At 38.7% G+C, this 23,396-nt stretch carries 26 protein-coding genes; 20 read left to right on the top strand and 6 right to left on the bottom strand.

The genetic code is table 11. The annotated features are described in order from the left end of the window. Positions 1-44 precede the first annotated feature (44 nt). From sufC to LJY09_RS24700, 10 genes are all read left to right on the top strand, one after another. Positions 45-830 (top strand): Fe-S cluster assembly ATPase SufC, encoded by a 786-nt coding sequence (gene sufC, locus LJY09_RS24745; protein WP_013059647.1) that lies wholly within the window; start codon positions 45-47, stop codon positions 828-830. Between the two features lie 17 nt (positions 831-847). Continuing rightward, positions 848-2,155: a Fe-S cluster assembly protein SufD gene (gene sufD / locus LJY09_RS24740; RefSeq protein ID WP_028412089.1), complete on the top strand. Its 1,308-nt coding sequence runs from the start codon at positions 848-850 to the stop codon at positions 2,153-2,155. Further along, positions 2,155-3,375 carry a cysteine desulfurase gene (locus LJY09_RS24735; protein ID WP_013059645.1) on the top strand — a complete coding sequence of 407 codons (1,221 nt, stop codon included), beginning with the start codon at positions 2,155-2,157 and terminating at the stop codon, positions 3,373-3,375. The genes sufD and LJY09_RS24735 overlap by 1 nt, the downstream gene beginning before the upstream one ends. After that, positions 3,365-3,799, top strand: a complete 435-nt coding sequence (gene sufU, locus LJY09_RS24730; RefSeq protein WP_013085338.1) for a Fe-S cluster assembly sulfur transfer protein SufU — start codon at positions 3,365-3,367, stop codon at positions 3,797-3,799. The genes LJY09_RS24735 and sufU overlap by 11 nt, the downstream gene beginning before the upstream one ends. A gap of 45 nt (positions 3,800-3,844) precedes the next feature. Beyond that, positions 3,845-5,242 (top strand): Fe-S cluster assembly protein SufB, encoded by a 1,398-nt coding sequence (gene sufB, locus LJY09_RS24725; RefSeq protein WP_013059643.1) that lies wholly within the window; start codon positions 3,845-3,847, stop codon positions 5,240-5,242. Between the two features lie 101 nt (positions 5,243-5,343). After that, the gene (locus tag LJY09_RS24720) at positions 5,344-6,198 is read left to right on the top strand and encodes a DUF72 domain-containing protein (protein ID WP_028412629.1); all 855 of its coding nucleotides are present in this window, start codon (positions 5,344-5,346) and stop codon (positions 6,196-6,198) included. 120 nt (positions 6,199-6,318) lie between these two features. Beyond that, a complete protein-coding gene (locus LJY09_RS24715; protein WP_013059641.1) occupies positions 6,319-6,621 on the top strand; it encodes a YunC family protein in 303 nt (100 codons plus the stop codon). Positions 6,622-6,710: 89 nt separating this feature from the next. After that, a complete protein-coding gene (yunB, locus tag LJY09_RS24710; RefSeq protein WP_028412628.1) occupies positions 6,711-7,463 on the top strand; it encodes a sporulation protein YunB in 753 nt (250 codons plus the stop codon). Between the two features lie 248 nt (positions 7,464-7,711). Then, entirely contained in the window at positions 7,712-9,226 is a 1,515-nt protein-coding gene (locus tag LJY09_RS24705; RefSeq protein ID WP_028412627.1) for a sodium-dependent transporter, read from the top strand. Beyond that, entirely contained in the window at positions 9,226-9,342 is a 117-nt protein-coding gene (locus LJY09_RS24700) for a methionine/alanine import family NSS transporter small subunit (protein WP_108674335.1), read from the top strand. The genes LJY09_RS24705 and LJY09_RS24700 overlap by 1 nt, the downstream gene beginning before the upstream one ends. 30 nt (positions 9,343-9,372) lie before the next feature. Here LJY09_RS24700 and LJY09_RS24695 read toward each other — a convergent pair whose 3' ends face one another. Further along, on the bottom strand, positions 9,373-10,374 hold the full coding sequence (locus LJY09_RS24695) for a M23 family metallopeptidase (RefSeq protein WP_028412626.1): 1,002 nt from the start codon (positions 10,372-10,374) through the stop codon (positions 9,373-9,375). 316 nt (positions 10,375-10,690) lie between these two features. Here LJY09_RS24695 and lipA point away from each other — a divergent pair, with 316 nt between their 5' ends. Next, the gene (gene lipA / locus LJY09_RS24690) at positions 10,691-11,590 is read left to right on the top strand and encodes a lipoyl synthase (protein WP_013059637.1); all 900 of its coding nucleotides are present in this window, start codon (positions 10,691-10,693) and stop codon (positions 11,588-11,590) included. 341 nt (positions 11,591-11,931) lie between these two features. On the opposite strand, the gene LJY09_RS24685 is transcribed toward lipA, so the two are convergent. Continuing rightward, positions 11,932-12,573 carry a YhcN/YlaJ family sporulation lipoprotein gene (locus tag LJY09_RS24685; RefSeq protein ID WP_033580449.1) on the bottom strand — a complete coding sequence of 214 codons (642 nt, stop codon included), beginning with the start codon at positions 12,571-12,573 and terminating at the stop codon, positions 11,932-11,934. A 196-nt stretch (positions 12,574-12,769) separates the two neighbouring features. Between LJY09_RS24685 and LJY09_RS24680 the strand changes: the two genes are divergently transcribed. Next, positions 12,770-13,045: a YutD family protein gene (locus LJY09_RS24680; RefSeq protein ID WP_013059635.1), complete on the top strand. Its 276-nt coding sequence runs from the start codon at positions 12,770-12,772 to the stop codon at positions 13,043-13,045. A 48-nt stretch (positions 13,046-13,093) separates the two neighbouring features. On the opposite strand, the gene LJY09_RS24675 is transcribed toward LJY09_RS24680, so the two are convergent. Beyond that, positions 13,094-13,360, bottom strand: a complete 267-nt coding sequence (locus tag LJY09_RS24675; protein WP_033580450.1) for a DUF3055 domain-containing protein — start codon at positions 13,358-13,360, stop codon at positions 13,094-13,096. A 162-nt stretch (positions 13,361-13,522) separates the two neighbouring features. On the opposite strand from LJY09_RS24675, the gene LJY09_RS24670 reads away from it, so the two are divergent. After that, a complete protein-coding gene (locus tag LJY09_RS24670) occupies positions 13,523-13,960 on the top strand; it encodes a DUF86 domain-containing protein (RefSeq protein WP_013085332.1) in 438 nt (145 codons plus the stop codon). A gap of 74 nt (positions 13,961-14,034) precedes the next feature. After that, positions 14,035-14,805, top strand: coding sequence for a TIGR01457 family HAD-type hydrolase (locus LJY09_RS24665; protein ID WP_013059632.1), 771 nt, complete (start codon positions 14,035-14,037; stop codon positions 14,803-14,805). 37 nt (positions 14,806-14,842) lie between these two features. On the opposite strand, the gene LJY09_RS24660 is transcribed toward LJY09_RS24665, so the two are convergent. Then, positions 14,843-15,343 (bottom strand): phosphatidylglycerophosphatase A family protein, encoded by a 501-nt coding sequence (locus LJY09_RS24660; protein WP_013059631.1) that lies wholly within the window; start codon positions 15,341-15,343, stop codon positions 14,843-14,845. 176 nt (positions 15,344-15,519) lie between these two features. On the opposite strand from LJY09_RS24660, the gene yutH reads away from it, so the two are divergent. The 5 genes from yutH (at position 15,520) to thrB (ending at position 21,140) form a co-directional block, all read left to right on the top strand. Further along, positions 15,520-16,521 carry a spore coat putative kinase YutH gene (gene yutH, locus LJY09_RS24655; protein ID WP_028412623.1) on the top strand — a complete coding sequence of 334 codons (1,002 nt, stop codon included), beginning with the start codon at positions 15,520-15,522 and terminating at the stop codon, positions 16,519-16,521. Between the two features lie 117 nt (positions 16,522-16,638). Further along, positions 16,639-17,628 (top strand): 2-hydroxyacid dehydrogenase, encoded by a 990-nt coding sequence (locus tag LJY09_RS24650; RefSeq protein ID WP_098112219.1) that lies wholly within the window; start codon positions 16,639-16,641, stop codon positions 17,626-17,628. A gap of 241 nt (positions 17,629-17,869) precedes the next feature. After that, positions 17,870-19,171, top strand: a complete 1,302-nt coding sequence (locus tag LJY09_RS24645; RefSeq protein WP_014457900.1) for a homoserine dehydrogenase — start codon at positions 17,870-17,872, stop codon at positions 19,169-19,171. Beyond that, entirely contained in the window at positions 19,171-20,232 is a 1,062-nt protein-coding gene (gene thrC / locus LJY09_RS24640) for a threonine synthase (protein WP_025752680.1), read from the top strand. The genes LJY09_RS24645 and thrC overlap by 1 nt, the downstream gene beginning before the upstream one ends. After that, complete coding sequence (thrB, locus tag LJY09_RS24635; RefSeq protein ID WP_028412621.1) at positions 20,226-21,140, top strand: homoserine kinase; 915 nt, start codon at positions 20,226-20,228, stop codon at positions 21,138-21,140. Before thrC ends, thrB begins: the two co-directional genes overlap by 7 nt. 89 nt (positions 21,141-21,229) lie before the next feature. On the opposite strand, the gene LJY09_RS24630 is transcribed toward thrB, so the two are convergent. Beyond that, a complete protein-coding gene (locus LJY09_RS24630; protein ID WP_013059625.1) occupies positions 21,230-21,460 on the bottom strand; it encodes a NifU family protein in 231 nt (76 codons plus the stop codon). Between the two features lie 193 nt (positions 21,461-21,653). On the opposite strand from LJY09_RS24630, the gene LJY09_RS24625 reads away from it, so the two are divergent. Further along, the gene (locus LJY09_RS24625; protein ID WP_028412620.1) at positions 21,654-21,980 is read left to right on the top strand and encodes a YuzD family protein; all 327 of its coding nucleotides are present in this window, start codon (positions 21,654-21,656) and stop codon (positions 21,978-21,980) included. Between the two features lie 43 nt (positions 21,981-22,023). Here the strand turns inward: LJY09_RS24625 and LJY09_RS24620 are convergent, their stop codons facing one another. After that, complete coding sequence (locus LJY09_RS24620) at positions 22,024-23,088, bottom strand: NAD(P)/FAD-dependent oxidoreductase (RefSeq protein WP_028412619.1); 1,065 nt, start codon at positions 23,086-23,088, stop codon at positions 22,024-22,026. Positions 23,089-23,396 lie beyond the last annotated feature (308 nt).

The following is a 23,396-nucleotide window of genomic DNA, read 5'->3' as shown; positions in this document are numbered from 1 at the left end:
TATATCGTTTTTTACTATATACGTCTATAACTGGAGGTTTTAATATGGCAGGGTCAACTTTAACAATTAAAGATCTTCATGTTGCAATTGAAGGTAAAGAAATTTTAAAAGGTGTTAATTTAGAAGTTAAGGGCGGCGAAATCCATGCAATCATGGGACCAAACGGTACTGGTAAATCAACATTATCTTCAGCAATCATGGGACATCCTAAATACGAGGTTACACAAGGAAGCATCACGCTAGACGGCGAAGATGTACTTGAGATGGAAGTAGATGAGCGCGCTCGTGCAGGTCTATTCCTAGCGATGCAATATCCAAGTGAAATCAGCGGGGTAACAAACGCAGACTTCCTACGTTCAGCAATTAATGCTCGTCGTGAAGAAGGCGAAGAAATTTCACTAATGAAATTCATCCGTCAATTAGACAAAAACATGGATTTCTTAGAAATGGATCAAGACATGGCTCAGCGTTACCTAAACGAAGGTTTCTCTGGCGGTGAGAAGAAGCGTAACGAAATTCTTCAATTAATGATGCTTCAACCAGGAATTGCAATTTTAGATGAAATCGACTCTGGTTTAGATATCGATGCGTTAAAAGTTGTATCAAAAGGTATTAATGAACTGCGCGGCAGCGAGTTTGGTTGCTTAATGATCACTCACTACCAACGTTTATTAAACTACATTACACCAGATAAAGTTCACGTTATGATGCAAGGTCGTGTTGTAAAATCAGGCGGACCAGAATTAGCGCAGCGTCTAGAAGCAGAAGGTTATGACTGGATCAAACAAGAATTAGGTATTGAAGACGAAACTGTAGAGCAAGAAGCTTAAGAGTTAGGAGGATCTCTATGACTATTGATACGAAATTACCATTTGATCAAGAGTACATCAGCAGCTTTTCAAAAGAAGCTAATGAACCAAGTTGGCTGCTAGATCTTCGCTTACAAGCTCTTGCGAAAGCAGAAGATCTTGCACTTCCAAAGCCAGATAAAACAAACATTTCGAAATGGAACTTTACTGCTTTTGACAAGCACACTTCACAGGCAAGCACAATCTCATCTGTAGACGAGCTTCCAGAAGTGGTTAAAGCACTGATTGATACAGAAGCGGTTAAGAATCTATATGTTCAGCGTGACCAAACAGCTGCATACTCAACGTTAACAGAAGAGCTAAAATCTCAAGGCGTTATCTTCACAGATATTCAAACAGCTGCTAAAGAGCATAGCGACCTTGTTGAGAAGTACTTCATGAAAGACGGAGTTAAAGTAGATGAGCACCGTTTAACTGCATTAAACGCAGCGTTATTAAACGGGGGTGTATTTGTATACGTTCCTAAAAATGTAGAAGTACAAGAGCCTCTTCAAGCTGTATTTGTCCGTGAAGATGAAGAAGCAGCTTTATTCAACCATGTTATTGTTGTAGCTGAAGACAACAGCTCAGTAACATATGTAGAAAACTACATTGCTACTGCTGAAGAGTCACACGGTGTTGTCAATATCGTGACGGAAGTATTCGCTAACAGCAATGCAAAAGTAACGTTTGGAGCTGTTGACTACTTAGCTAAAGGTACAACTACTTATGTGAACCGCCGCGGCGTAGCGGGCAAAGATGGTCGCATTGAGTGGGCTTTAGGCTTAATGAGTGAAGGAAATACAGTTTCAGAAAATACAACGTATCTAATGGGCGACGGTTCATATGGAGATACAAAAACGGTAACAGTTGGACGTGGAGAGCAGTCTCAAAACTTAACAACAAGTATCGTACACTTCGGAAAACATTCTGAAGGCTACATTTTAAAACACGGCGTTATGAAAGAAAGCGCGTCTTCAATCTTTAACGGTATCGGTAAAATTGAACACGGTGCATCTAAATCAAACGCTGAGCAAGAATCCCGTGTGTTAATGTTAAGTGAAAAAGCACGTGGAGATGCAAACCCAATTCTTCTAATTGATGAAGATGATGTAACAGCAGGACACGCTGCATCTGTTGGACGCGTAGATCCAATTCAGCTTTACTACTTAATGAGCCGCGGTATTCCGCAAACAGAAGCAGAACGTCTAGTTATTCACGGGTTCTTAGCACCAGTGGTAAACGAGTTGCCAATCGAAACGGTTAAAAAACAATTAACGGATTTAATTGAGAGGAAAGTTCGATAATGAATATCTCTGATATTCGTAAACAATTTCCTATTTTAGACCAAGAGGTAAATGGCAGCCCACTCGTTTATTTAGACAGTGCAGCAACTTCACAAAAGCCGCTTGCTGTAATTGAAGCAATTGAGAAGTATTACAAAGAATATAACTCAAACGTACACCGAGGTGTTCACACGCTTGGTACAAGAGCAACAGACGGATACGAAGGCGCTCGTGAAAAGGTTCGTAAGTTTATTAATGCAAAATCAACGGAAGAGATTATCTTTACGCGCGGTACAACGACAGCTCTTAATACAGTAGCTGCAAGCTATGGCCGTGCGAATCTTAAACCTGGTGATGAAATTGTGATTACTTATATGGAACATCACAGTAACATCATTCCTTGGCAGCAAGTTGCCAAGGAAACAGGTGCAACGTTAAAATATATTTCACTAACAGAAGATCATGCACTTTCACTAGAAGAGGTAAAAAGCACGATTACATCTAACACAAAAATTGTATCGATTATGCAAGTATCTAACGTATTGGGTACAATTAACCCAGTAAAAGAAATTGCAGAAATTGCACACGCTAACGGTGCAGTAATGGTTGTGGATGGTGCGCAAAGTACGCCTCACATGAAGGTGGATGTACAAGATTTAGACTGTGATTTCTTTGCTTTCTCTGGACATAAAATGGGCGGACCGACTGGAATCGGCGCTCTTTATGGAAAGAAAGAGCTTCTTGAAAAAATGGAACCAATCGAGTTTGGCGGCGAAATGATTGACTTCGTAAACTTATACGAATCAACGTGGAAAGAGCTTCCTTGGAAATTTGAAGGAGGTACGCCAATCATTGCAGGTGCAATTGGTTTAGGTGCAGCGATTGATTTCTTAGAAGAAGTTGGTTTAGATAACATTCAAGCACATGAGCACAAGCTAGCGCAATATGCACTGGATCGCTTATCGCAAGTAGATGGAATTACGATTTACGGACCGAAAGAGCGAGCGGGTGTTGTGACGTTTAATATTGAAGATGTGCATCCGCACGACGTTGCAACAGTAGTAGACGCTGATGGAATTGCGATTCGTGCAGGTCATCACTGTGCGCAGCCGCTGATGAAATATTTAAACGTATCGTCTACTGCACGTGCAAGCTTCTATCTGTATAACACGGAAGAAGAAGTAGATAAATTGGTGTCATCATTAATAAAAACGAAGGAGTATTTTACAAATGGCTTTTAATAATTTAGATACTCTCTATCGTCAAGTAATTATGGACCATTATAAAAACCCGCGTAATCGTGGAACATTGAATGAAGATACTGTGAACATTCATATGAATAACCCGACGTGCGGAGACCGCATTGAACTTTCTTTAAAAGTAGAGGACGGCAAAGTGGTGGATGCAAAGTTCGAAGGTGAAGGATGTTCAATTTCAATGTCATCAGCTTCAATGATGACACAAGCAATTAAAGGTCAAGAAGTAGACAAAGCGTTTAAAATGGCCCATATCTTCTCTGACATGATGCAAGGTAAAGAGTATGATGATAGTATAGATTTAGGAGATATTGAAGCACTTCAAGGTGTAGCAAAATTTCCTGCGCGTATTAAATGTGCAACACTAGCGTGGAAAGCGATGGAAAAAGGTCTTAACGAACAAAAATAAGACCTTCATTCATTCCCAATCCTATCAAGTAGGGGGTAATAAAAGATGGCTAAAAAAATGCCAGAAATCGGCGATTATAAATATGGATTTTCCGATAAAGACGTATCAATTTTCCGCTCTAAACGCGGTTTAACAAAAGAAATCGTAGAAGAAATTTCTCGTATGAAAGAGGAACCACAATGGATGCTTGACTTCCGTTTGAAATCTCTAGAGCACTTCTACAACATGCCAATGCCACAGTGGGGCGGAGACATGGCAAGCTTAGACTTTGATGAAATTACGTACTACGTAAAACCATCTGAGAAGTCTGAACGCTCTTGGGATGAAGTTCCTGAAGAAATTAAGCAAACGTTTGATAAACTTGGTATTCCTGAAGCAGAGCAAAAATATCTTGCGGGTGTATCAGCTCAGTACGAATCTGAAGTTGTTTATCACAATATGAAAGAAGATCTTGAAGCGCAAGGTATCGTATTTAAAGATACAGATACGGCGCTAAAAGAAAACGAAGATATTTTCCGCGAGCATTTTGGAAAAGTTATCCCGCCAACGGATAACAAATTCTCTGCTCTTAACTCAGCGGTTTGGTCTGGTGGATCATTCATTTACGTACCAAAAGGCGTAAAAGTAGATACACCATTACAAGCTTATTTCCGTATTAACTCTGAAAATATGGGACAGTTTGAGCGTACGTTAATTATTGCTGATGAAGGCTCACACGTCCACTATGTAGAGGGCTGTACAGCACCTGTTTATACAACAAACTCTCTTCACAGTGCCGTTGTAGAAATCATCATCAAAAAAGACGCGTATTGCCGCTATACAACAATTCAAAACTGGGCAAACAACGTATACAACCTTGTAACAAAACGTGCAGTTTGTGAAGCAAACGCAACAATGGAATGGATTGATGGAAACATCGGTTCTAAGTTAACAATGAAATATCCAGCTGTTATCTTAAAAGGCGAAGGCGCACGCGGTATGACATTATCCATTGCCCTTGCTGGTAAAGGACAGCACCAAGATGCTGGTGCAAAAATGATTCACTTAGCACCAAACACATCTTCAACGATCGTATCAAAATCAATTTCAAAACAAGGCGGTAAAGTAACATACCGCGGTATCGTACACTTTGGCCGTAAAGCAGAAGGTGCACGTGCGAACATTGAGTGTGATACGCTAATTATGGATAACCAATCAACTTCTGATACAATTCCGTACAATGAGATTTTAAATGACAACATCTCACTTGAACACGAAGCGAAAGTATCAAAAGTATCTGAAGAACAATTATTCTATCTAATGAGCCGCGGTATTTCTGAAGAAGAAGCGACAGAAATGATTGTAATGGGCTTTATTGAACCATTTACAAAAGAGCTTCCAATGGAATATGCAGTAGAGATGAACCGTCTAATCAAATTTGAAATGGAAGGTTCAATCGGTTAATAATAGATAAAAACTCGTTTGCTGTTTAAGCAAACGAGTTTTTTTGTATCGTTTGTATTAAAATAAAGAAAAGCAATCTAAGAAAATAGAGGAGGAATGGCATGATTTATATTGGAGTTACAGGCTGGGGAGATCATGATTCATTATATGAAGCGGGTGTTTCATCAAGAGACAAGCTTGCCGTATACGCAGGCCATTTTCCAATTGTTGAAGTCGATTCATCTTTCTACGCCATTCAACCTAAGTCAAATGTTGAAAAGTGGGTGAATGATACGCCGGAATCTTTTCGTTTTGTGGTAAAAGCCTATCAAGGCATGACGGGGCATATGAGAGAAGGAAATCCGTTTGATAGCAAAGAAGAAATGTTTCATGCATTTTTAGAATCAGTGAAGCCATATGTAAGTTCAAATAAGCTTGGTATGATTTTATTTCAAATGCCGCCTTGGTTTGACTGTACAAAAGAAAACGTAGCCTATTTGAGGTATAGCCGTGAGAAGTTTGGAGATTTGCCAGTAGCGCTGGAGTTTCGAAATCAATCTTGGTTTAAACCGTTTTTCTATGATAAAACGTTAACGTTTATGGAACAAGAGAAGTGGATTCATGGTATTTGTGATGAACCGCAGGCAGGAGAAGGATCTATTCCCATTGTGATTCATGCTACAGATAAACAGAAAACACTTATACGTTTTCATGGACGAAACGTACACGGTTGGAATAAGCCCGCAGAAGGCAATTGGCGAGCGGTAAGGTTTTTGTATCGTTACAATGAAAAAGAGCTCCTAGAGTGGAAAGAACGTCTTGAAAAGCTGCAAAAACAAACGAAGGACATTTACCTGTTATTTAATAATAACTCCGGCGGAGATGCTGTACATAATGCCAAACAGCTCATGAGCTTATTAAATATTGAATATGAGAATTTAGCTCCTAAGCAACTAGATTTTTTTAACGAATTTTAGCACCGAGGTCTATAAAATGTATAAGGATTACTCTAAACGTTAAATAGGTAGAAAAGTATATGTAAAACCTCACTTTTTTCTTTCAAAATCATAAATTGATTAAGAAAGGAGTGAGCTACTATGATTACCTTAGCGCCTATCGTAATTGAAGGTCATACGTTTAATGCAGTTACCGTATTGCTGCCAAAAACAACTTTGTTAACCATTTCATCAGATAAAGGCTACATTATGTGCGGAGCACTAGACGTAGGTCTATTAAATGATAAATTAGCTGATCGTCAAATAATAGCTGGAAGAGCTGTAGGTGTACGTACAATTGAGCAGCTTCTTGAAGCGCCGCTTGAATCTGTAACGCTTGAAGCTGAAAAAAGAGGGATTTTTAAAGGCACAATTGGCAAAGATGCTTTATTGAAAATGCTTTAATATAGTCGAGAATTTAAGATAAAACTTTTTAAAAGAAGCGTGAACCTCCTTATACATGCATACATATAGCTTGTAAGGAGGGATTTTTTTTGGTTAAACTTCGTCGGAAATTAACAAGAAAAGGCCCGCTTCCTTTTCGTTACGTTCTGTTGCTCACCTTTCTTTTTTTTATGCTTTCCACAGGGATAGGATTATGGCTAATTAATAGAGGGATTGAACCAACGTTGATGAAATATGCTGAAGCACAAACAAAAGAGATTGCAACTTTAGTTATTAATAAAGCGGTGAATAAACAGGTACTCGATCAGCTCGACGTAGATGTCATTAAAGTGGAATCTACACCTAACGGTCAAGTAGCCAAAATTGACACAGCGCTTGTGAACCGAGTTAGAGCTCAAACTACGTCATTTGTCCAGGCTAACTTAAAAGAAGCAGAGAAAGGGAATTTAGATGCACTTGAACTTCCAACAGATATTCGTATTGAAAAAAATGAAAAGTTGCGGAATCAAGGAATTGTCTACCAAGTTCCGCTTGGGCAAGCGACTAATAATGCGCTGCTTGGAAATCTGGGTCCGCTGATTCCGGTTAAATTTCATGCTATTGGTGACGTTCAAACAGACGTAGTGCGAAAAATCGAGGAGTATGGAATAAATAATGCGTTTCTTGAAGTATCTATCAAAGTGAAAGTAAACATGCAAATCATTATCCCATTTGCAACTAAAAAAACAACCGTTACGGCTACAATCCCAGTCGGAGGCACCGTTATTCCTGGAAATGTTCCTGACTATTTTAACGGTGGAAACTCGTCTTCTCCGGCGATTGAACTTCCGAAGAAAAATTAACAATATTATATTAACGTGATAAAGTATTATTGAAAAAGCAGGTACGGAAGTTCAAAAAGACTTTCATACCTGCTTTTATTCATCGGGTAATTTGTCTGAATTTTCTATAAAAAATATTTTGACATACTATCTTCTCCCTTCTATAATTTGAGATAGGAAGTTATAGAAAGAATAATCAAAAAATTATAAAAATTCTCGTTGATCTGCGATAAAAAGAGAGTAGGGAGAGAACAAGAGGGGGAATTACGGTGGAAAATAGGCCGCAGTGGGGATCAAGAGCAGGGTTTATTTTAGCAGCAGCAGGTTCAGCAATTGGACTAGGGAATATATGGAGGTTTCCAGCTACTGCATATGAAAACGGAGGAGGAGCATTTTTTCTTCCCTATTTATTTGCTTTGTTGACGGCAGGGATTCCTATTTTAATCATGGAGTTTGCTATAGGTCATAAATATAAAGGTTCTTCTCCTTTATCATTAGCGAGACTAAGTCCAAAGGCTGAGTGGCTAGGCTGGTGGCAAGTAGCTATTTCCTTTTTTATTTCAGTTTACTATTCCGTTATTATCGCATGGGCGATGTCGTATTTTATCTTTTCATTTAAGTTAAGCTGGGGAAAGGATACGGAAGCGTTTTTATATGGAGATTACTTAAAGTTAGCCGAAGCACCAGGACAAACAGGAAGCATCGTATTACATGTTTTAATTCCGCTTGTACTTGTATGGATTGTGACGTTAGGTGTGTTATTAAAAGGAATCAAAAAAGGAATTGAAGCGGCAAATAAAATCTTTTTACCAACACTAATTGTTCTCTTTTTAATCATTGTCATTCGAGCAGTAACATTGGACGGAGCAATGGAAGGTCTGCACGCTTTTTTTAAACCAAACTGGAGCGCAATTGGAGATGGAAAGGTTTGGATTGCAGCATATGGTCAAATTTTCTTTAGTTTATCTGTTGGTTTTGCTATTATGATCACTTATTCCAGTTACCTTCCAAAAAAATCTGATTTAACTAATAATGCGTTTATTACTGGATTCGGTAATTCCGCTTTTGAATTACTAGCAGGAATCGGTGTGTTTAGCGCACTTGGTTTTATGGCTACTCAGCAAGGTATCCCAATCGATAAGGTGGTTCAGGGAGGCGTAGGACTAGCCTTTGTTGTTTTCCCGCAAATTATTAATGAATTTCCAGCCTTTAAACAGCTGTTTGGCATGTTATTCTTTGCTTCCTTAACATTAGCAGGGTTAACGTCGCTTATTTCAATTATTGAAACATTTGTAGCAGGCATTCAAGATAAATTTACTATCTCACGTACAAAATCCGTATTAATAGGCGGAGGAATCGCTTCAATTTGCTCCCTATTATTTGCAACACAGGGCGGACTTTATTTCTTAGATGTGGTCGATTATTTCATTAATAACTTCGGAGTTGCTTTAGCAGGCTTAGTAGAAGTTGTATTAGTTGCTTGGGTATTTAAAAAGCTGAGCAGCCTTCAGCAGCATGCAAACGAAGTTTCTGATATTCGAATCGGTTCATGGTGGAAGATATGTTTAGGAGTAGTTACACCGCTTGTACTTGGGTATATGATGTTTGATAACTTCCGAAAAAATATTTCGGAAAATTACGAGCAGTATGCAACGACTTTTGTAGGTCCTTTTGGTTGGGGCGTGGCAGCTCTGGCTGTTATTTTAGGAATTGCTTTTTCTTTTGCACGATGGAAAGATGGGGCGACTCGTTTGTCAGTTAAAGAGAAGGGGGTTTCTAAATAATGGATGGAAGTTCAATTACAATGATGGTTGTAGGGATGGTCATCATATGGGGCGGCTTGGCCGCGAGTATTGCTCATGCTGTGAAAAAAGCAAAAGAAAGTAAACCATTAGGATAAAAAAACAGGAAGCATTAGCTTCCTGTTTTTTTATTTTTTCTTTAGTTCTAAACGATCATTTCTTTCCCACGTTCTTAACTGAGGATATGGGTCAAACGACCACTCATTTTTGCCGTTATCTTTATACATTCCGTAATGCAAGTGAGGAGGGAATTTCCCAGAAGTTCCAGGAGGTCCATAACCTGAACTTCCTACTCCGCCAATAAGTGTTCCTGGTTCTACAATTTGTCCTACTTTTAAATTTTTTGCAAATCCGCTTAAATGAGCTAAATAGTGATAGTTATTATGAAGGTCACGAATACCGATTCGCCAGCCTCCATATTTATTCCATCCTTTAAGCTCAATAATGCCATAGCAAGGGGATTTTACTGGAACTCCATAATCTGCAAAAATGTCTGTTCCTTCATGGATTCGTTTTCCACCCCAGCCGCGCGCATCTCCCCATGTACTGCGATAACTGTAGTTCGCACGGAGAGGGACAGGAAATGAAGAACCTTTTAAATCAATGCGACCGTAATGGCGAAAAATTTTAGCATTCCCTAAAATAATATCAACCGCTTTAGCCCTGTGATAATAGTTCCAAAGCGCAATTTTAATATAGTCTTCCGACACCCCGAACGTCCGAATATAATCTGCCATGGTAAAAAGCATATCTTCATCATTAAATTGGTCTGCTTTTTTGTCTCCGTTCCCATCTTTACCCATTCCCCCGAGAAGAGAAATAGTAAGTGGGTTTGTATCTTCCAAATTTGGATTTAAAGAACCTGACCATTTTTCTGGAGGATAATAAATGGCGATCGCACCTTTTTCTCTTGGAATATCTTTATGAGAGCGTCGAATATTTCGTTCATACTGGTCAATCCCAGCAAAGTAATACCAAGGAATTGTAGTAGCGGCTTCCATTTGGTTATACAGCTCTAATCTCTTTTGAATAAGCATTTTTTCTTGATCTGCTGAAGATTCAGCTGTTACGTGGTGCCATCCTGTGAATATAGACATGAACATAAAAAGTAAGATAATCGTTTTGCGCATCGTGTTTCCCCCTTTCTAAAAATAGTGTGTAACACTAGTTTGCAGCGAGAAAAAAGATTTCATAAATATTAATTAATGGAAATCGCTTCAAAACTTTTTAAAAGAATTTTATTCAGAAGATAAATGGAAATTATACGGAGGATGAAAACGCACACATTCGGATGGAAAATAGAAGAAAACTGAGGAAAATAAAGAGCAGACAACTTGTCGAATCTCACTTTTTTATGATAAAGTGACATATAGTTATGTTTTTAATATGTAGTTAAAATTAAGCATATAGGTTATAGACATTTTCTAGATTGGTGGAGTTGATAATATGGCAACAAAAGAAGAGCATGTCCGCAAACCCGAGTGGCTGAAGATTAAGCTAAACACAAACGAAAATTACACAGGCTTAAAGAAAATGATGCGTGAAAAAAACCTTCATACAGTTTGTGAAGAAGCAAGATGTCCGAATATTCATGAGTGTTGGGCTGTTCGTCGTACGGCAACTTTTATGATTTTAGGAGAAGTATGTACACGTGCCTGTCGTTTTTGCGCGGTTAAGACAGGTTTACCAACAGAATTAGATTTAGAAGAGCCAGAACGCGTAGCAGATTCTGTTCAGCTAATGAACTTAAAACATGCGGTTATCACAGTAGTAGCTCGCGATGATTTAAAAGACGGAGGAGCAAGCGTATTAGCTGAAACAATTCGTGCGATTCGTCGTAAAAATCCATTCACAACAATTGAAGTATTGCCTTCTGATATGGGCGGTGTGGAAGAGAACTTACGTATTGTAATGGACGCACGTCCTGATATTTTAAACCATAATATTGAAACAGTACGCAGCCTTACGCCTCGTGTTCGTGCTCGTGCTAAATATGAGCGTTCTCTTGAGTTCCTTCGCCGTGCAAAAGAAATGCAGCCGGATATCCCTACAAAATCAAGTATTATGCTTGGTCTAGGAGAAACAAAAGAAGAAATTATTGAAACGATGGATGATTTGCGTGCGAACAATGTAGATATTATGACGCTAGGCCAATATCTACAGCCAACTAAAAAGCACATAAAAGTTCAGAAATATTACCATCCAAATGAGTTTGAAGAGCTAAAAGAAATTGCATTATCAAAAGGATTCAGCCATGTCGAAGCAGGTCCTCTTGTACGTTCTTCTTACCATGCAGATGAGCAAGTTAACGCTGCTGCCAAAAACAAAGCACAAGAAAGTAAATAAGGTAAAAAGAGGCTGGAACAAAAGTCGTTTAGCCGAAGTGAAAAACGAACCACTAATCAAACTGTTTGATTAGTGGTTCGTTTTTTTGTTACGGTTAACGTGAAATTTATCTGTTTTGTTCCTTCTAGCAGTTGATTGGAGGGCAAGGCGAAGACTCCTGCGGGAACAGCGGAACAGGTGAGACCCCACAGGAGCGCAAGCGACGAGGAGGCTCAGCGCCCGCCCGCGGAAAGCGAAGCCTTGCACGGAAATCAACTGCGGTGTCACAAGCGGTTCAGCTCATGTGTCTCATTTCTTCGTCTTTCGATTACATTCTTTTAGTTACGTCTCAACTTTTTTGTCTATTCCACCATATCTTTGTCCGTCATCGGTTCATTCAATTCGTTTTTCTCTCTTCCATTTGCATCTTCTCCGCCGTTCATTTTACGCCCTTGGGGAGATTTTAGCATTTGTTGAATAACAGCATCGATTCGTTTTCTAGCATCATTTGTTTGTGTATTCATTTCACTGATATTTTCGATTTGGTCCATCTGTTTCGGATTATCTGAGACGTATACATGATAATAACGAGGGACTACAGACATAGCTGTACGTTTTACCTGATCGGCTGCGTTATTCCTGTTTTTAGCATCTGTTTTATAAGCAACAAGCACATCTTTATCCGTTACTAGCGTAGCGGCTTGTTTAATATTTGGGATAGCGGTGCTCAGTTTACTAATATTGTCAGCTGCTTCCTCTCGGTTAAATGTTCCTACTTGGTTCATATTGGAACTTTGTTCATTTGTGTTTTTAGTGTATCGGACATATCCATAATTTGTGCCGCTATTATTATTTGGATTATAATAATGATTAGGCTCGTTTACATTAATGGCATCTGGGTTGTTTGGTGATAAATTTTCATTTTCAGCTGTGTTTTTATTTTGACAGCCAATGGTTAAAATACTTGTTATTAAAGCGATTCCAAGAATAGATTTCTTCACCATTTCCACCTCCTGTAGTTAAATATCGTACGCCAGGTAAACCGGCGAACCTTCATGTGGAGCATAAAAGATCAGTAGGTATACCGATAAAACTCCTACAGGATTAGAGTGCTGCTTATACGTGAAAAATTTCATGTTAATTGATGGTTTCATCATCATAATTATGGTATGGTAAATTTTAAGAGAAGAGGTGTGAGCAATGGTCTGTATCAATAATATTTGTTATGAAGTATTAAAAGATGAGCGCGAGGCATTTAATGAAGAGGCGTTTAGAGGTCGCTTTATCGACGTGCTGAGCCGCTATGACTATATTGTGGGAGATTGGGGATACAATCAGCTTCGACTGCGAGGCTTTTTTGATGATCGTAACCAGAAGGCAACGTATGATACGAAGATTAGTACGCTTCAAGATTATTTACATGAATATTGTAATTTTGGCTGTGCGTATTTTGTCTTAAAAAAAGTCCATAAGTAAAAAAAGGCAAGCCGAAGACACTAATTGTCCTTCACGCTGCCTTTTTTTTTAGATGATTTCATATAAAAATTCGCGAAGTTCCTGACCATCTTCGCTGTTTAGTTTAAATACTTCTTCAAGATAGTGGGGTTCTTCAAGGTCATCTTGTCCAATAATGGCAAAGCGTCCTCCTTGAATATCAAGAACAACTTGTTTGCCATAATAACGGTCGGTTTGGATAATAGCTAAATCAAATCGTTGATTTTCGCCCATAAAGCTGACAAACCGGGTCTTTGTAGAGACGACATCGTCATATAGATAAAAGCGTTCGCTCATAGGTATACTCCTTTCATAGGTTGTATTTGTATCATATCAAATAAGGTCAAAAACAAAAATGAATTTATCAAATGGATAATGGGTCATGATAAAATAGAACAGGAACCCCGTTTGTTTATGAAAGAAGATTTATACAGAGCTGACAACTAGGGAGGAAATAATATGTACTTTGTAGATCGTGAAAAAATAGAAGCCACGCTTGTTTTTTTTGATGAACACGTTCGTTTGTTTGCTGAGCATTCGAGCTGGAACACAGAAATAGAGAAAAAGGCATTAGAGAGAATTGTACATCTTTTAATTGAAAACGTTTTAGATGTAGGAAATGCAATGATTGATGGTTTTATTATGAGAGACCCAGGCAGTTACGATGATATCATTGACATTTTAGTTGATGAGAAAGTGGTTAAAAAAGAGGAAGAAACACCATTAAAAGAGATTGTTCAATTGCGTAAAAGCCTTGTTCAAGAATATGTGGATGTTAATCATCAGGATATTTATCAAAAAGTGATGCAGCATAAAGACGTACTGGCAGCATTTTCAGAGCGCGTAAGGACATATCTAGAGACAGAGTTAGGACCTGTGTCTGCTTTTCGTAACTAAAGGCAAGCAATTTGTAGTTGTATAAAAAATAAGCTATGATTTCAAGTATGAGACTTGAAAGGAGATCACACAACATGAAGGAATATAAAGGATATTTGATTGATTTAGATGGAACCATGTACAAAGGAACAGAGTTAATTGCCGAGGCGCGTGATTTTGTTATTAAATTAAAGGAAAAAGGAATTCCTTATTTATTTGTAACAAACAACTCAACAAAAACGCCCGATAAAGTAGCTGAAAAGCTAGAGGCATTTGGCATTCCTGCAACAGAAGAGCAAGTTTTTACAACGAGCCAGGCAACAGCTAATTATTTGCATGAACGCAAAGCAAACGCTTCAGCTTATGTAATTGGTGGAGAAGGAATCCGACATGCGTTGCTTGAAAAAGGATTTACCATTGAAGAGGAAGATACGGATTTCGTAGTTGTTGGTTTGGATCAGGAAATTACATATGAAAAATTAGCAAAAGCATGTTTAAACGTTCGAAACGGCGCCTTTTTTGTTTCGACGAACGGAGATATTGCGATTCCTACTGAAAGAGGCTTACTGCCTGGTAATGGATCTATCACGTCCGTTATTACGGTTTCTACTCAAACAAATCCAGTATTTATTGGTAAACCAGAAAGTATTATTATGGAGCAAGCCCTTGAAGTCATCGGTACGCCAAAAGAAGAAACAATCATGATTGGTGATTACTATGATACAGATATTTTAGCAGGGATGAATGCAGGCTTAGATACATTATTAGTCCATACAGGGGTAACAACAAGAGAGTTACTAGAAGGATATGAGAAAAAGCCAACTTATACGGTAGATTCACTAAAAGAGTGGATGGAGCGAATTTAAAAAGCTGTCAATTGACAGCTTTTTTTGTTTTTAAAACCTATTCTTGACTGGCAGCCCGATGCGCTAACCGGCTAGAAGCAGCGGCAGCAATTGCGCCTACTAAATCATCTAAGAAAGTGTGGCACTCTCCAGTAGATTTATCGTTTAATCTTTCTAAAATACCCGGCTTTTGTTTATCAATATACCCGTAATTGGTAAAGCCGATTGATCCGTACACATTTACAATCGATAATGCTAAAATTTCGTCGATACCGTATAAACCTTCATCTTTCTCAAGAATATCCAACAGAGGCGGCTCAATCACTTTTTTTTCCGTGAGGACATCTAGTTGAATACCCGTTAAAATAGCATTTTGAACTTCTCGTTTAGAAATGACGCGCTCAACGTTATATAAACAGTCTTCGATTGTTAAGTTTGGGTGATACTTTTTTTGCAAGTAATAGACCAGTTCAGCAATGTCTGTAAGAGCCACGCCGCGTTCTATTAACCATTCTCTTGCTTTTTTTTCTAATTCACTTTGTGTATGTTTTTTCTCCAAGTATCATCACCTGTTTTCTATATATTTTTAAGTCTAAAGTTGTTTCATACTACTAACCCGGAGTAAATAACTATAAATGGTGTATTTCTAATCTATTCATTCCTCCGTAAATATTATGACAAGTAATGTTGTTTTCCATCATATAATTTCTTGAATGAATGAAGAGAGGGATTAAAATGATACAAACCATTTATGAGCATTACGGATTACGTCCAAATGAATTTATGCCCGTTGGTAAATTTGAAGGTTTTCAGTATCGAGATATTTTATATACAATCATTAATGTAAAGCAAATGGAACAAGACGAGTTAAATGAACTATATCAAATGAGTCAATTTCTGATGGGCCAAGGTGATCGCCATGTGGCAACATTTATGCCTAATTTAAATGGAGAAATGATTACAGAAACTGAAACTGAAAAATTTATCATTTGCCGATGTCTTGCGGAAGAGAAAAACCCCAATTTTTCACCTGGGCACGAGCTAGCTGTTTTTCATCAAAAAGGGAGGCTGTTTCCTTATGAAGTGGAAAAAGCAAACCGGCTAGGGCAATGGAAGTCCATGTGGGAGAAGCGTCTCGACCAGATGGAGCAATTTTGGTATGGAAGATTACGTGCTTTACCTAATCAAGAGATGGAAAAACGTTTTTTAGAAACTTTTCCTTATTACCTAGGATTAACGGAAAATGCTATTCAATACCTAGTAGACACGGAAATTGACGATTTGCCCCGGTCAGTTGACGCTGCGACGATTTGTCATCATCGGTTCGGCCAAAAAACATGGGGGGAAGACCACGTTTACAAGCTCCCGGCAGACTGGGTTTTCGATCACCCTAGCAGAGATATAGCTGAATATATAAGGGAACAATATTTATTAACATACGCTGTCGATGAAAGGCACATGCATCAGTTTTTAAGTGAATACGAAAAGGTAAATCCACTTTCTTCTTTTTCATGGAGACTGTTATATGCTAGACTTCTTTTTCCCGTTCATTATTTTGAGGTCATTGAAGGATACTACAGTGTACAAGATGAGCGGGAAAAACAAAAGTATTATGAGAAGCTTGAAGGAGTATTAGCTCATTCTTCTCACTACGAAGCTTTTCTGAAGCGCTTTTACCAGTCGGTAGGCATTTCAACGTCTCGTTATCACATTCCTGAATTAACATGGATTCATTAAAAAGCGATTACTATAGAATATGATAAAATAGAAAAATAGGTGTTGGATAATCCAAACCCGTTTTTCTATTTTGTTTTTGTGCATGCAGTTTAAAAAGGATAAAGAGGTGGCGTACATATGGACAAGCCGTTTGTATTTATTACGAGAAAAATACCGAATGAATTAATTGAACCTTTAAAGGCAGTAGCGAATGTGGAAATGTGGGATAAAGAAGATGAGGCAGTCCCTCATGAGCTGCTTTGTGAAAAAGCTAAGCACGCACATGCTCTATTAACAATGCTTTCAGACCGTATTGACAGTGAATTGCTTACGCAAGCTCCTCATTTAAAGCTTGTAGCTAACTTAGCGGTCGGATTCGATAATATTGACATAGAAGCGGCAACTGAACGCGGAGTTATCGTTTCTAATACACCCGATGTTTTATCTGATACAACAGCGGATTTAACGTTTGGTTTGTTAATGAGTGTAGCTAGACGTTTAGTAGAAGCTGCTGAATACGTAAAAGAAAATCAGTGGAAAAGCTGGAGCCCATTTTTGTTAGCGGGTAGAGATGTTCACCATAAAACATTAGGTATTGTTGGAATGGGGAAAATTGGAGAGACGCTTGCGAAACGTGCTACAGGTTTTGATATGGAAATCTTGTATCACAATCGGAGCCGCAACCTCCAAGCAGAACAAAAGCTCGATGCAGTTTACTGTGAGTTAAATGAGCTGCTTGAGCGATCTGATTTTATTGTTTGTTTGACACCGTTAACGGACGAAACCAAACATTTATTTAATGCTGAAGCATTTAAACAGATGAAAACAACAGCGATTTTTATTAATGCTTCAAGAGGAGCAGTGGTTGATGAGCAAGCATTGTTAAATGCGATTCAATCAGGTGAAATTGCCGGAGCTGGCTTGGATGTATTCGATCAAGAGCCTATTTCTGCTTCTCACCCTCTTCTTCAATTGCCTAATGTTGTAGCGCTTCCTCACATCGGCAGTGCGAGTATCGAAACGCGCACGGAAATGATTTCTTTATGCGTAAAAAACATTAAAGCAGTGCTCACAAAAGAGTCTCCTATTACAATTGTAAATAAAGAAGCGTTTGCGAAAAAATCATAATGGAAAAAGGCAATTTCATTTCGGTGAAATTGTCTTTTTTTTATTAAAAAACAGTGGTAGCCATGTTATGATAATAAAATGAAATATTTTAAAAATTTACATTTATCTTTATATACCAATTTTTTTAACAAGTTTACGAGAAAAGATGTCCAGTAAACCTTGTAAAAAAGAAAAATAAGGTCTATAATGTCCTCTATAAGAGAACAAATGTATACGTAGAAAGAACACAGAGGTGAGGAATATGACAAAAAGTATTTCAGTAGGATTATTAGGATTAGGAACGGTAGGAAGCGGAGTAGTCAAAATTATTGAAAATCATCAGGACAAATTAAGTCATCAAGTCGGGTGCCCAGTAGAAGTTAAAAAAGTAGTAGTTAAAGATATTGATAAGAAGCGTGACGTAGAAATTAGTGAAGATAGATTAACAACGAATGTTGAAGACGTTTTACATAACGCGGAGATTGACGTTGTCATTGAAGTAATGGGTGGAGTTGAAGAAACAAGGGATTATATCTTAACAGCCCTTCGTAATAAAAAGCATGTGGTAACGGCAAACAAAGATTTAATGGCAGTTTACGGCTCAGAATTGTTAACGGTAGCTTCTGAAAACAACTGTGATTTATTTTATGAAGCAAGTGTAGCAGGCGGTATTCCAATTCTTCGTGGATTAGCAGATGGGTTAGCATCTGATCGTATTACCAAAATGATGGGAATTGTCAATGGAACAACAAACTTCATTTTAACGAAAATGACAAAAGAAGGAAGCGCTTATGATGAAGTGTTAAAAGAAGCGCAGGATTTAGGATATGCTGAAGCTGATCCAACTTCTGACGTAGGTGGTTTAGATGCTGCTCGCAAAATGGCAATCTTGGCTACACTAGGGTTTTCAATGAAAATTGACTTGGACGATGTTCGTGTTCAAGGTATTACAGAAGTAACGGAAGAAGACTTGCAATATAGTAAACAATTAGGCTATACGATGAAACTGATTGGATATGCACATCGTGACGGCGACAATGTAGAAGTTAGTGTTCAGCCAACTCTTTTAGCAGATACACATCCCCTTGCTTCCGTAAGCGATGAGTACAATGCTGTGTATGTATACGGAGAAGCTGTTGGAGAAACGATGTTCTACGGACCGGGGGCAGGAAGCCTGCCAACTGCCACTGCTGTCGTATCCGATTTAGTAGGCGTTATGAAAAACATGCGTTTAGGTGTGAATGGTAAAAGTGCGGTAACACCTCAGTATCCAAAACAGTTAAAAGCAGAAGATGAAATGTTCTCAAAGCATTTCTTACGTATTCATGTTAAAGATCAAGTTGGCGCATTTGCAAAATTAACAACACTATTTTCAGAGCGTGGCGTGAGCTTCGAAAAAATTATCCAACTTCCTGTGAAAGGAAGCGAATTAGCTGAGATTGTTGTTGTTACACACAAAACATCTCAAAAAGATTATGAGGAAATCCTTCAGCAGCTTCGGGATTTACCAATTGTAGAAAATGTAAAAAGCAGTTACCGCGTAGAGGGAGTTGGCACAGTATGATGTGGAAAGGTCTATTAGCTGAATATAAAGAATTTTTACCTGTAACAGAGAAAACACCTATGCTTACGCTACATGAAGGAAATACGCCTTTAATTCATCTTGCTCATTTATCAAAAGAGCTAGGCATTGACTTACATGTAAAAGTAGAAGGGCTAAATCCAACGGGGTCATTTAAAGACCGCGGAATGGTAATGGCTGTAGCCAAAGCAAAAGAAGAAGGAAGCAATACGGTTATTTGTGCATCTACAGGTAACACATCCGCAGCTGCAGCAGCTTATGCATCACGCGCTGGCATGCGCTGTATCGTTGTTATTCCAAATGGAAAAATTGCGATGGGGAAATTAGCTCAAGCTGTTATGTATGGTGCAGAAATTGTAGCAATTGAAGGAAACTTTGACCAAGCGCTTTCTATGGTTCGTAAGCTAAGTGAAACATCACCTGTTGCACTTGTAAACTCTGTAAACCCATACCGTATTGAAGGGCAAAAAACAGCTTCTTTCGAAATTTGTGAACAGCTTGGAAAAGCGCCTGATGTTTTAGCTATTCCGGTAGGGAACGCAGGGAACATTACAGCTTACTGGAAAGGATTCAAAGAATACAGTGAGCGTCACCAAACGTCTCTTCCTCACATGCATGGTTTTGAAGCAGAGGGTGCAGCGGCGATCGTGCGTAATCAAGTTATCGAAAATCCAGAAACAATTGCAACGGCTATTCGAATCGGAAATCCAGCAAGCTGGGATTATGCTGTAAACGCAGCAAAAGAATCAAACGGAAAAATTGATGAAGTGACAGATGAACAAATCTTAGAAGCATATCGTACAATTGCACGCAAAGAAGGCGTATTTGCAGAGCCAGGTTCTTGCGCTTCAATTGCTGGTGTGTTTAAAGATGTAGCTTCTGGTAAAATTGCAAAAGGTTCAACGGTTGTAGCTGTACTAACAGGTAATGGATTAAAAGATCCAAATGTAGCAATCGATGCTCATAACGTAAAGCCAGTGGTTTTACCAAATGATGAAGAAAAGGTATTTGAGTATATCCAAGGTGTCGTTGCTTCATGCTAGAAAATGAGCGTTTTGTCATTACGGTCCCAGCTAGCTCTGCTAATTTAGGGCCAGGATTTGATTCCATTGGAGTGGCTTTATCCCGCTACTTAAGATTAGCAGTAGAGCGTCATGACGAATGGGTTTTTATCCCTGAAACGAAAGAAGTGCAAAGTATTCCTACAGGTACAGATAACTTAATGTATGAAGTGGCACAAGACGTGGCTCGTCAATTTAACATTGATCTTCCAAGTGCGAAGGTCAATGTTTGGAGCAATATTCCGTTAGCAAGGGGACTTGGAAGCAGTGCATCGGCTATCGTAGCTGGAATCGAGCTGGCCAATGTACTGTGTGACTTGCGTTTATCAAAAAGAGAAAAGCTTCGCATCAGCAGCTTAATGGAAGGACATCCCGATAACGTCAGCCCGTCTATTTACGGCGGCATCGTTGTTGGTTACCATCATGAAAAGGAAACATATATTGCTCAAATACCTGAATTTGATGTCGATATTGTGATGGCTATTCCAGAATATGAATTAAAAACAACGGATGCCCGTGATGTGCTGCCTTCCGATATTAATTATCGCCATGCAGTAGAAGCTGGAGCAATAGGCAACATGCTAGTAGCAGCTCTGTTAAATAAAGATTTACCTCTGGTAGGCGAATTTATGGAGAAAGATTTATATCACGAACCTTATCGTATGAGACTCGTGCCAGAGCTTTCTCTTGTGCGAAAAGAAGCAAAAGCTCTCGGCGCATACGGTGTGTCACTAAGCGGAGCCGGTCCGAGTGTATTATGTTTAGCACCAAAAGGAAAAGGAAAAGCGATTGCTGAACATATGTATGCTTTACTGCCGAACTGTGAAATAGATGTTTTACAAATTGACCGCAAAGGTGTATTTGTAGAAGCTGAAGTCACAACGAGCTAATAAAAAAATCCTCATTCATTTGAATGAGGATTTTTCATTTGCAAGCCCCAATAAAATGGGAGGTTGCTTTTATAATAAAATCAAAGAGATTAGAATACTTGTTCTACTTCAACTACACCAGGTACTTCTTCTAAAAGGGCACGTTCGATACCAGCTTTTAGCGTAATTGTTGAACTTGGGCAGCTTCCGCAAGCGCCTAAAAGACGTAATTTTACAATACCATCCTCTACGTCTACTAGCTCACAGTCTCCACCGTCGCGAAGTAAAAACGGACGAAGTTTTTCTAATACTTCTTGAACTTGCTCGTGCATTTCTGACATAACTATCGACTCCTTTCTTCTACTCTTATTATAAACGGTCTTTCATGAAAAATCTATTGGAGTATACATCGTAATGTTACCTTAAAAGAAAAAGATGTGCAATGAATCAGTTTTGTGTAAAATAGTATTCATAATGAAGTAAAAGTGTGAATAATCGTACAGTTTATATGTAAAGATTCAAGGGGGATGTGCTATGCAGTCAACTGAGGTAGAAGTGTGTATTTATGGAGCTGAAATTGTTTGTGCAAGCTGTGTTAACCTGCCGTCTTCAAAAGACACCTATGATTGGCTAGAGGCAGCTATTTCTCGTAAATATCCGAACCAACCGTTTGCTATCACGTATGTAGATATAAACGAGCCGCATACGGATCCGGAAAAAGCAGCTTTTGCCAAGCGTGTGATTGAAGAAGATTTATTCTATCCTGTAGTGGTCATTAATGGAGAAATTGTTGGGGAAGGCAATCCGAAATTAAAGCGCGTATTTGAGGAAATGGAGAAGTATGGTTTCCGCGCATCATAACGAAAAAAGCCGTTAGATTGTCAGTCATCTAACGGCTTTTGTTTTATCCACTGTGGTGTTTATACATCCAAAGAATACCTGATTTCAATAATCGAGCTACGCGTCCTGTAATCGGACGTTCGGCAACTAAGCCAAACCCATGCTTTTTGCCTAATGAACCAAGTATGCCTTTTAATTTAATAGTTGGCAATTCATCAGGAAGCGCTTCGCCTTTCCAGCGGTGAAGAAGCACTTGCACAATTTGTTCAGCCTGACCTTCTGCAAGCTGAGCACTTGGGGCGTGCGGTAGGCTTGCACAGTCACCCAAAATGTAGACATTTTCATCGTCAGGCAAGTTATGGTATTTTGTCAATACGACGCGTCCTTGAGGATCTTTTTCCACGTCTAAATCGCGTACCACTTTATTTGGCTGAATGCCTGCTGTCCACACGATTGCATCGCTTTGAACGGGCTCATCATGATTATAAAGAATGTTCGGTTCTACTTTTGTAATATTAGCACTATTTACAATTTCGACACCGTTTGAAGTAAACCAAGTTTGAACGTAATTGCTTAAACGTTCTGGGAAAGCAGATAAAATTAATTTACCGCGGTCAAATAAGATGATTTTTAAATCCGGGCGGCTTTCTCTTAGCTCACTTGCCAGTTCTACTCCGCTTAATCCAGCTCCGACAATTGAAACAGTAGCGTGGGCCGGTAAGTTGTTTAATGTCTGATAAGTTGCTCGTGAAGCATCAATGGATTGAATGCTGTATGTATGCTCAAGAGCTCCGGGAACTCCATGATATTTATCTTCGCATCCGAGTCCTACAATCAGGTCATCGTAAGCGATCATTTGATCATCCACATAGACGCATTTCTCTTTCAGGTCTATTCGTTTTACACAGCCGTAGCGGATTTTTAAGCGAGGGTGTTCAGGAAAAGCAACACGGACATGTTGATCAGAGATTGTTCCAGCTGCAAGTGCATAGAATTCAGTTTTTAGTGAGTGATAAGGTGCTTTGTCAATAAGCGTTACTTCTACATCGTTAGGCAATTGATTCGGAAAAAGGCGCTGCAAAATGCGCATACCACCGTATCCGCCGCCCAGTATGACAAGGTTCTTCATGTGAATTTCCCCTTTAGCTTCATGCATTTTTGTTTTCTCTCTATTATTCTTGCTTTTAAGAATAGGAGGGTACAAATTACCGTTAATAAGGATGGTTGCCAAAAAGATATGAAAGGCTATATAAGATAACATATTTTACTTAAATAATAATTTAATATAACCTCGTTTGGTTTTCTATACATAAAAGTATAACTAAATTAATAAAAAACCACAATATGTTTCAACATAATTTCAAGCTATCCACGTAATAAAGCTTATTTATGCGTTTTTGAAAAAAGTCTATAAAGCTAAAAAACGCGCGCGAAATG

The organism is Priestia sp. J2 (assembly GCF_020790095.1).
GTDB classification, from domain to species: Bacteria; Bacillota; Bacilli; order Bacillales; family Bacillaceae_H; genus Priestia; species Priestia zanthoxyli.
Note: the sequence above shows the minus strand (reverse complement) of the source record. Positions and strands in the feature narration are given on the sequence as shown.

Coding starts and splice junctions, on each gene's coding strand:
- sufC (WP_013059647.1), top strand. CDS start 45: ATGGCAGGGTCAACTTTAACAATTAAAGATCTTCATGTTGCAATTGAA.
- sufD (WP_028412089.1), top strand. CDS start 848: ATGACTATTGATACGAAATTACCATTTGATCAAGAGTACATCAGCAGC.
- LJY09_RS24735 (WP_013059645.1), top strand. CDS start 2,155: ATGAATATCTCTGATATTCGTAAACAATTTCCTATTTTAGACCAAGAG.
- sufU (WP_013085338.1), top strand. CDS start 3,365: ATGGCTTTTAATAATTTAGATACTCTCTATCGTCAAGTAATTATGGAC.
- sufB (WP_013059643.1), top strand. CDS start 3,845: ATGGCTAAAAAAATGCCAGAAATCGGCGATTATAAATATGGATTTTCC.
- LJY09_RS24720 (WP_028412629.1), top strand. CDS start 5,344: ATGATTTATATTGGAGTTACAGGCTGGGGAGATCATGATTCATTATAT.
- LJY09_RS24715 (WP_013059641.1), top strand. CDS start 6,319: ATGATTACCTTAGCGCCTATCGTAATTGAAGGTCATACGTTTAATGCA.
- LJY09_RS24700 (WP_108674335.1), top strand. CDS start 9,226: ATGGATGGAAGTTCAATTACAATGATGGTTGTAGGGATGGTCATCATA.
- LJY09_RS24695 (WP_028412626.1), bottom strand. CDS start 10,374: ATGCGCAAAACGATTATCTTACTTTTTATGTTCATGTCTATATTCACA.
- lipA (WP_013059637.1), top strand. CDS start 10,691: ATGGCAACAAAAGAAGAGCATGTCCGCAAACCCGAGTGGCTGAAGATT.
- LJY09_RS24685 (WP_033580449.1), bottom strand. CDS start 12,573: ATGGTGAAGAAATCTATTCTTGGAATCGCTTTAATAACAAGTATTTTA.
- LJY09_RS24680 (WP_013059635.1), top strand. CDS start 12,770: ATGGTCTGTATCAATAATATTTGTTATGAAGTATTAAAAGATGAGCGC.
- LJY09_RS24675 (WP_033580450.1), bottom strand. CDS start 13,360: ATGAGCGAACGCTTTTATCTATATGACGATGTCGTCTCTACAAAGACC.
- LJY09_RS24670 (WP_013085332.1), top strand. CDS start 13,523: ATGTACTTTGTAGATCGTGAAAAAATAGAAGCCACGCTTGTTTTTTTT.
- LJY09_RS24665 (WP_013059632.1), top strand. CDS start 14,035: ATGAAGGAATATAAAGGATATTTGATTGATTTAGATGGAACCATGTAC.
- yutH (WP_028412623.1), top strand. CDS start 15,520: ATGATACAAACCATTTATGAGCATTACGGATTACGTCCAAATGAATTT.
- LJY09_RS24650 (WP_098112219.1), top strand. CDS start 16,639: ATGGACAAGCCGTTTGTATTTATTACGAGAAAAATACCGAATGAATTA.
- LJY09_RS24645 (WP_014457900.1), top strand. CDS start 17,870: ATGACAAAAAGTATTTCAGTAGGATTATTAGGATTAGGAACGGTAGGA.
- thrC (WP_025752680.1), top strand. CDS start 19,171: ATGTGGAAAGGTCTATTAGCTGAATATAAAGAATTTTTACCTGTAACA.
- thrB (WP_028412621.1), top strand. CDS start 20,226: ATGCTAGAAAATGAGCGTTTTGTCATTACGGTCCCAGCTAGCTCTGCT.
- LJY09_RS24630 (WP_013059625.1), bottom strand. CDS start 21,460: ATGTCAGAAATGCACGAGCAAGTTCAAGAAGTATTAGAAAAACTTCGT.
- LJY09_RS24625 (WP_028412620.1), top strand. CDS start 21,654: ATGCAGTCAACTGAGGTAGAAGTGTGTATTTATGGAGCTGAAATTGTT.
- LJY09_RS24620 (WP_028412619.1), bottom strand. CDS start 23,088: ATGAAGAACCTTGTCATACTGGGCGGCGGATACGGTGGTATGCGCATT.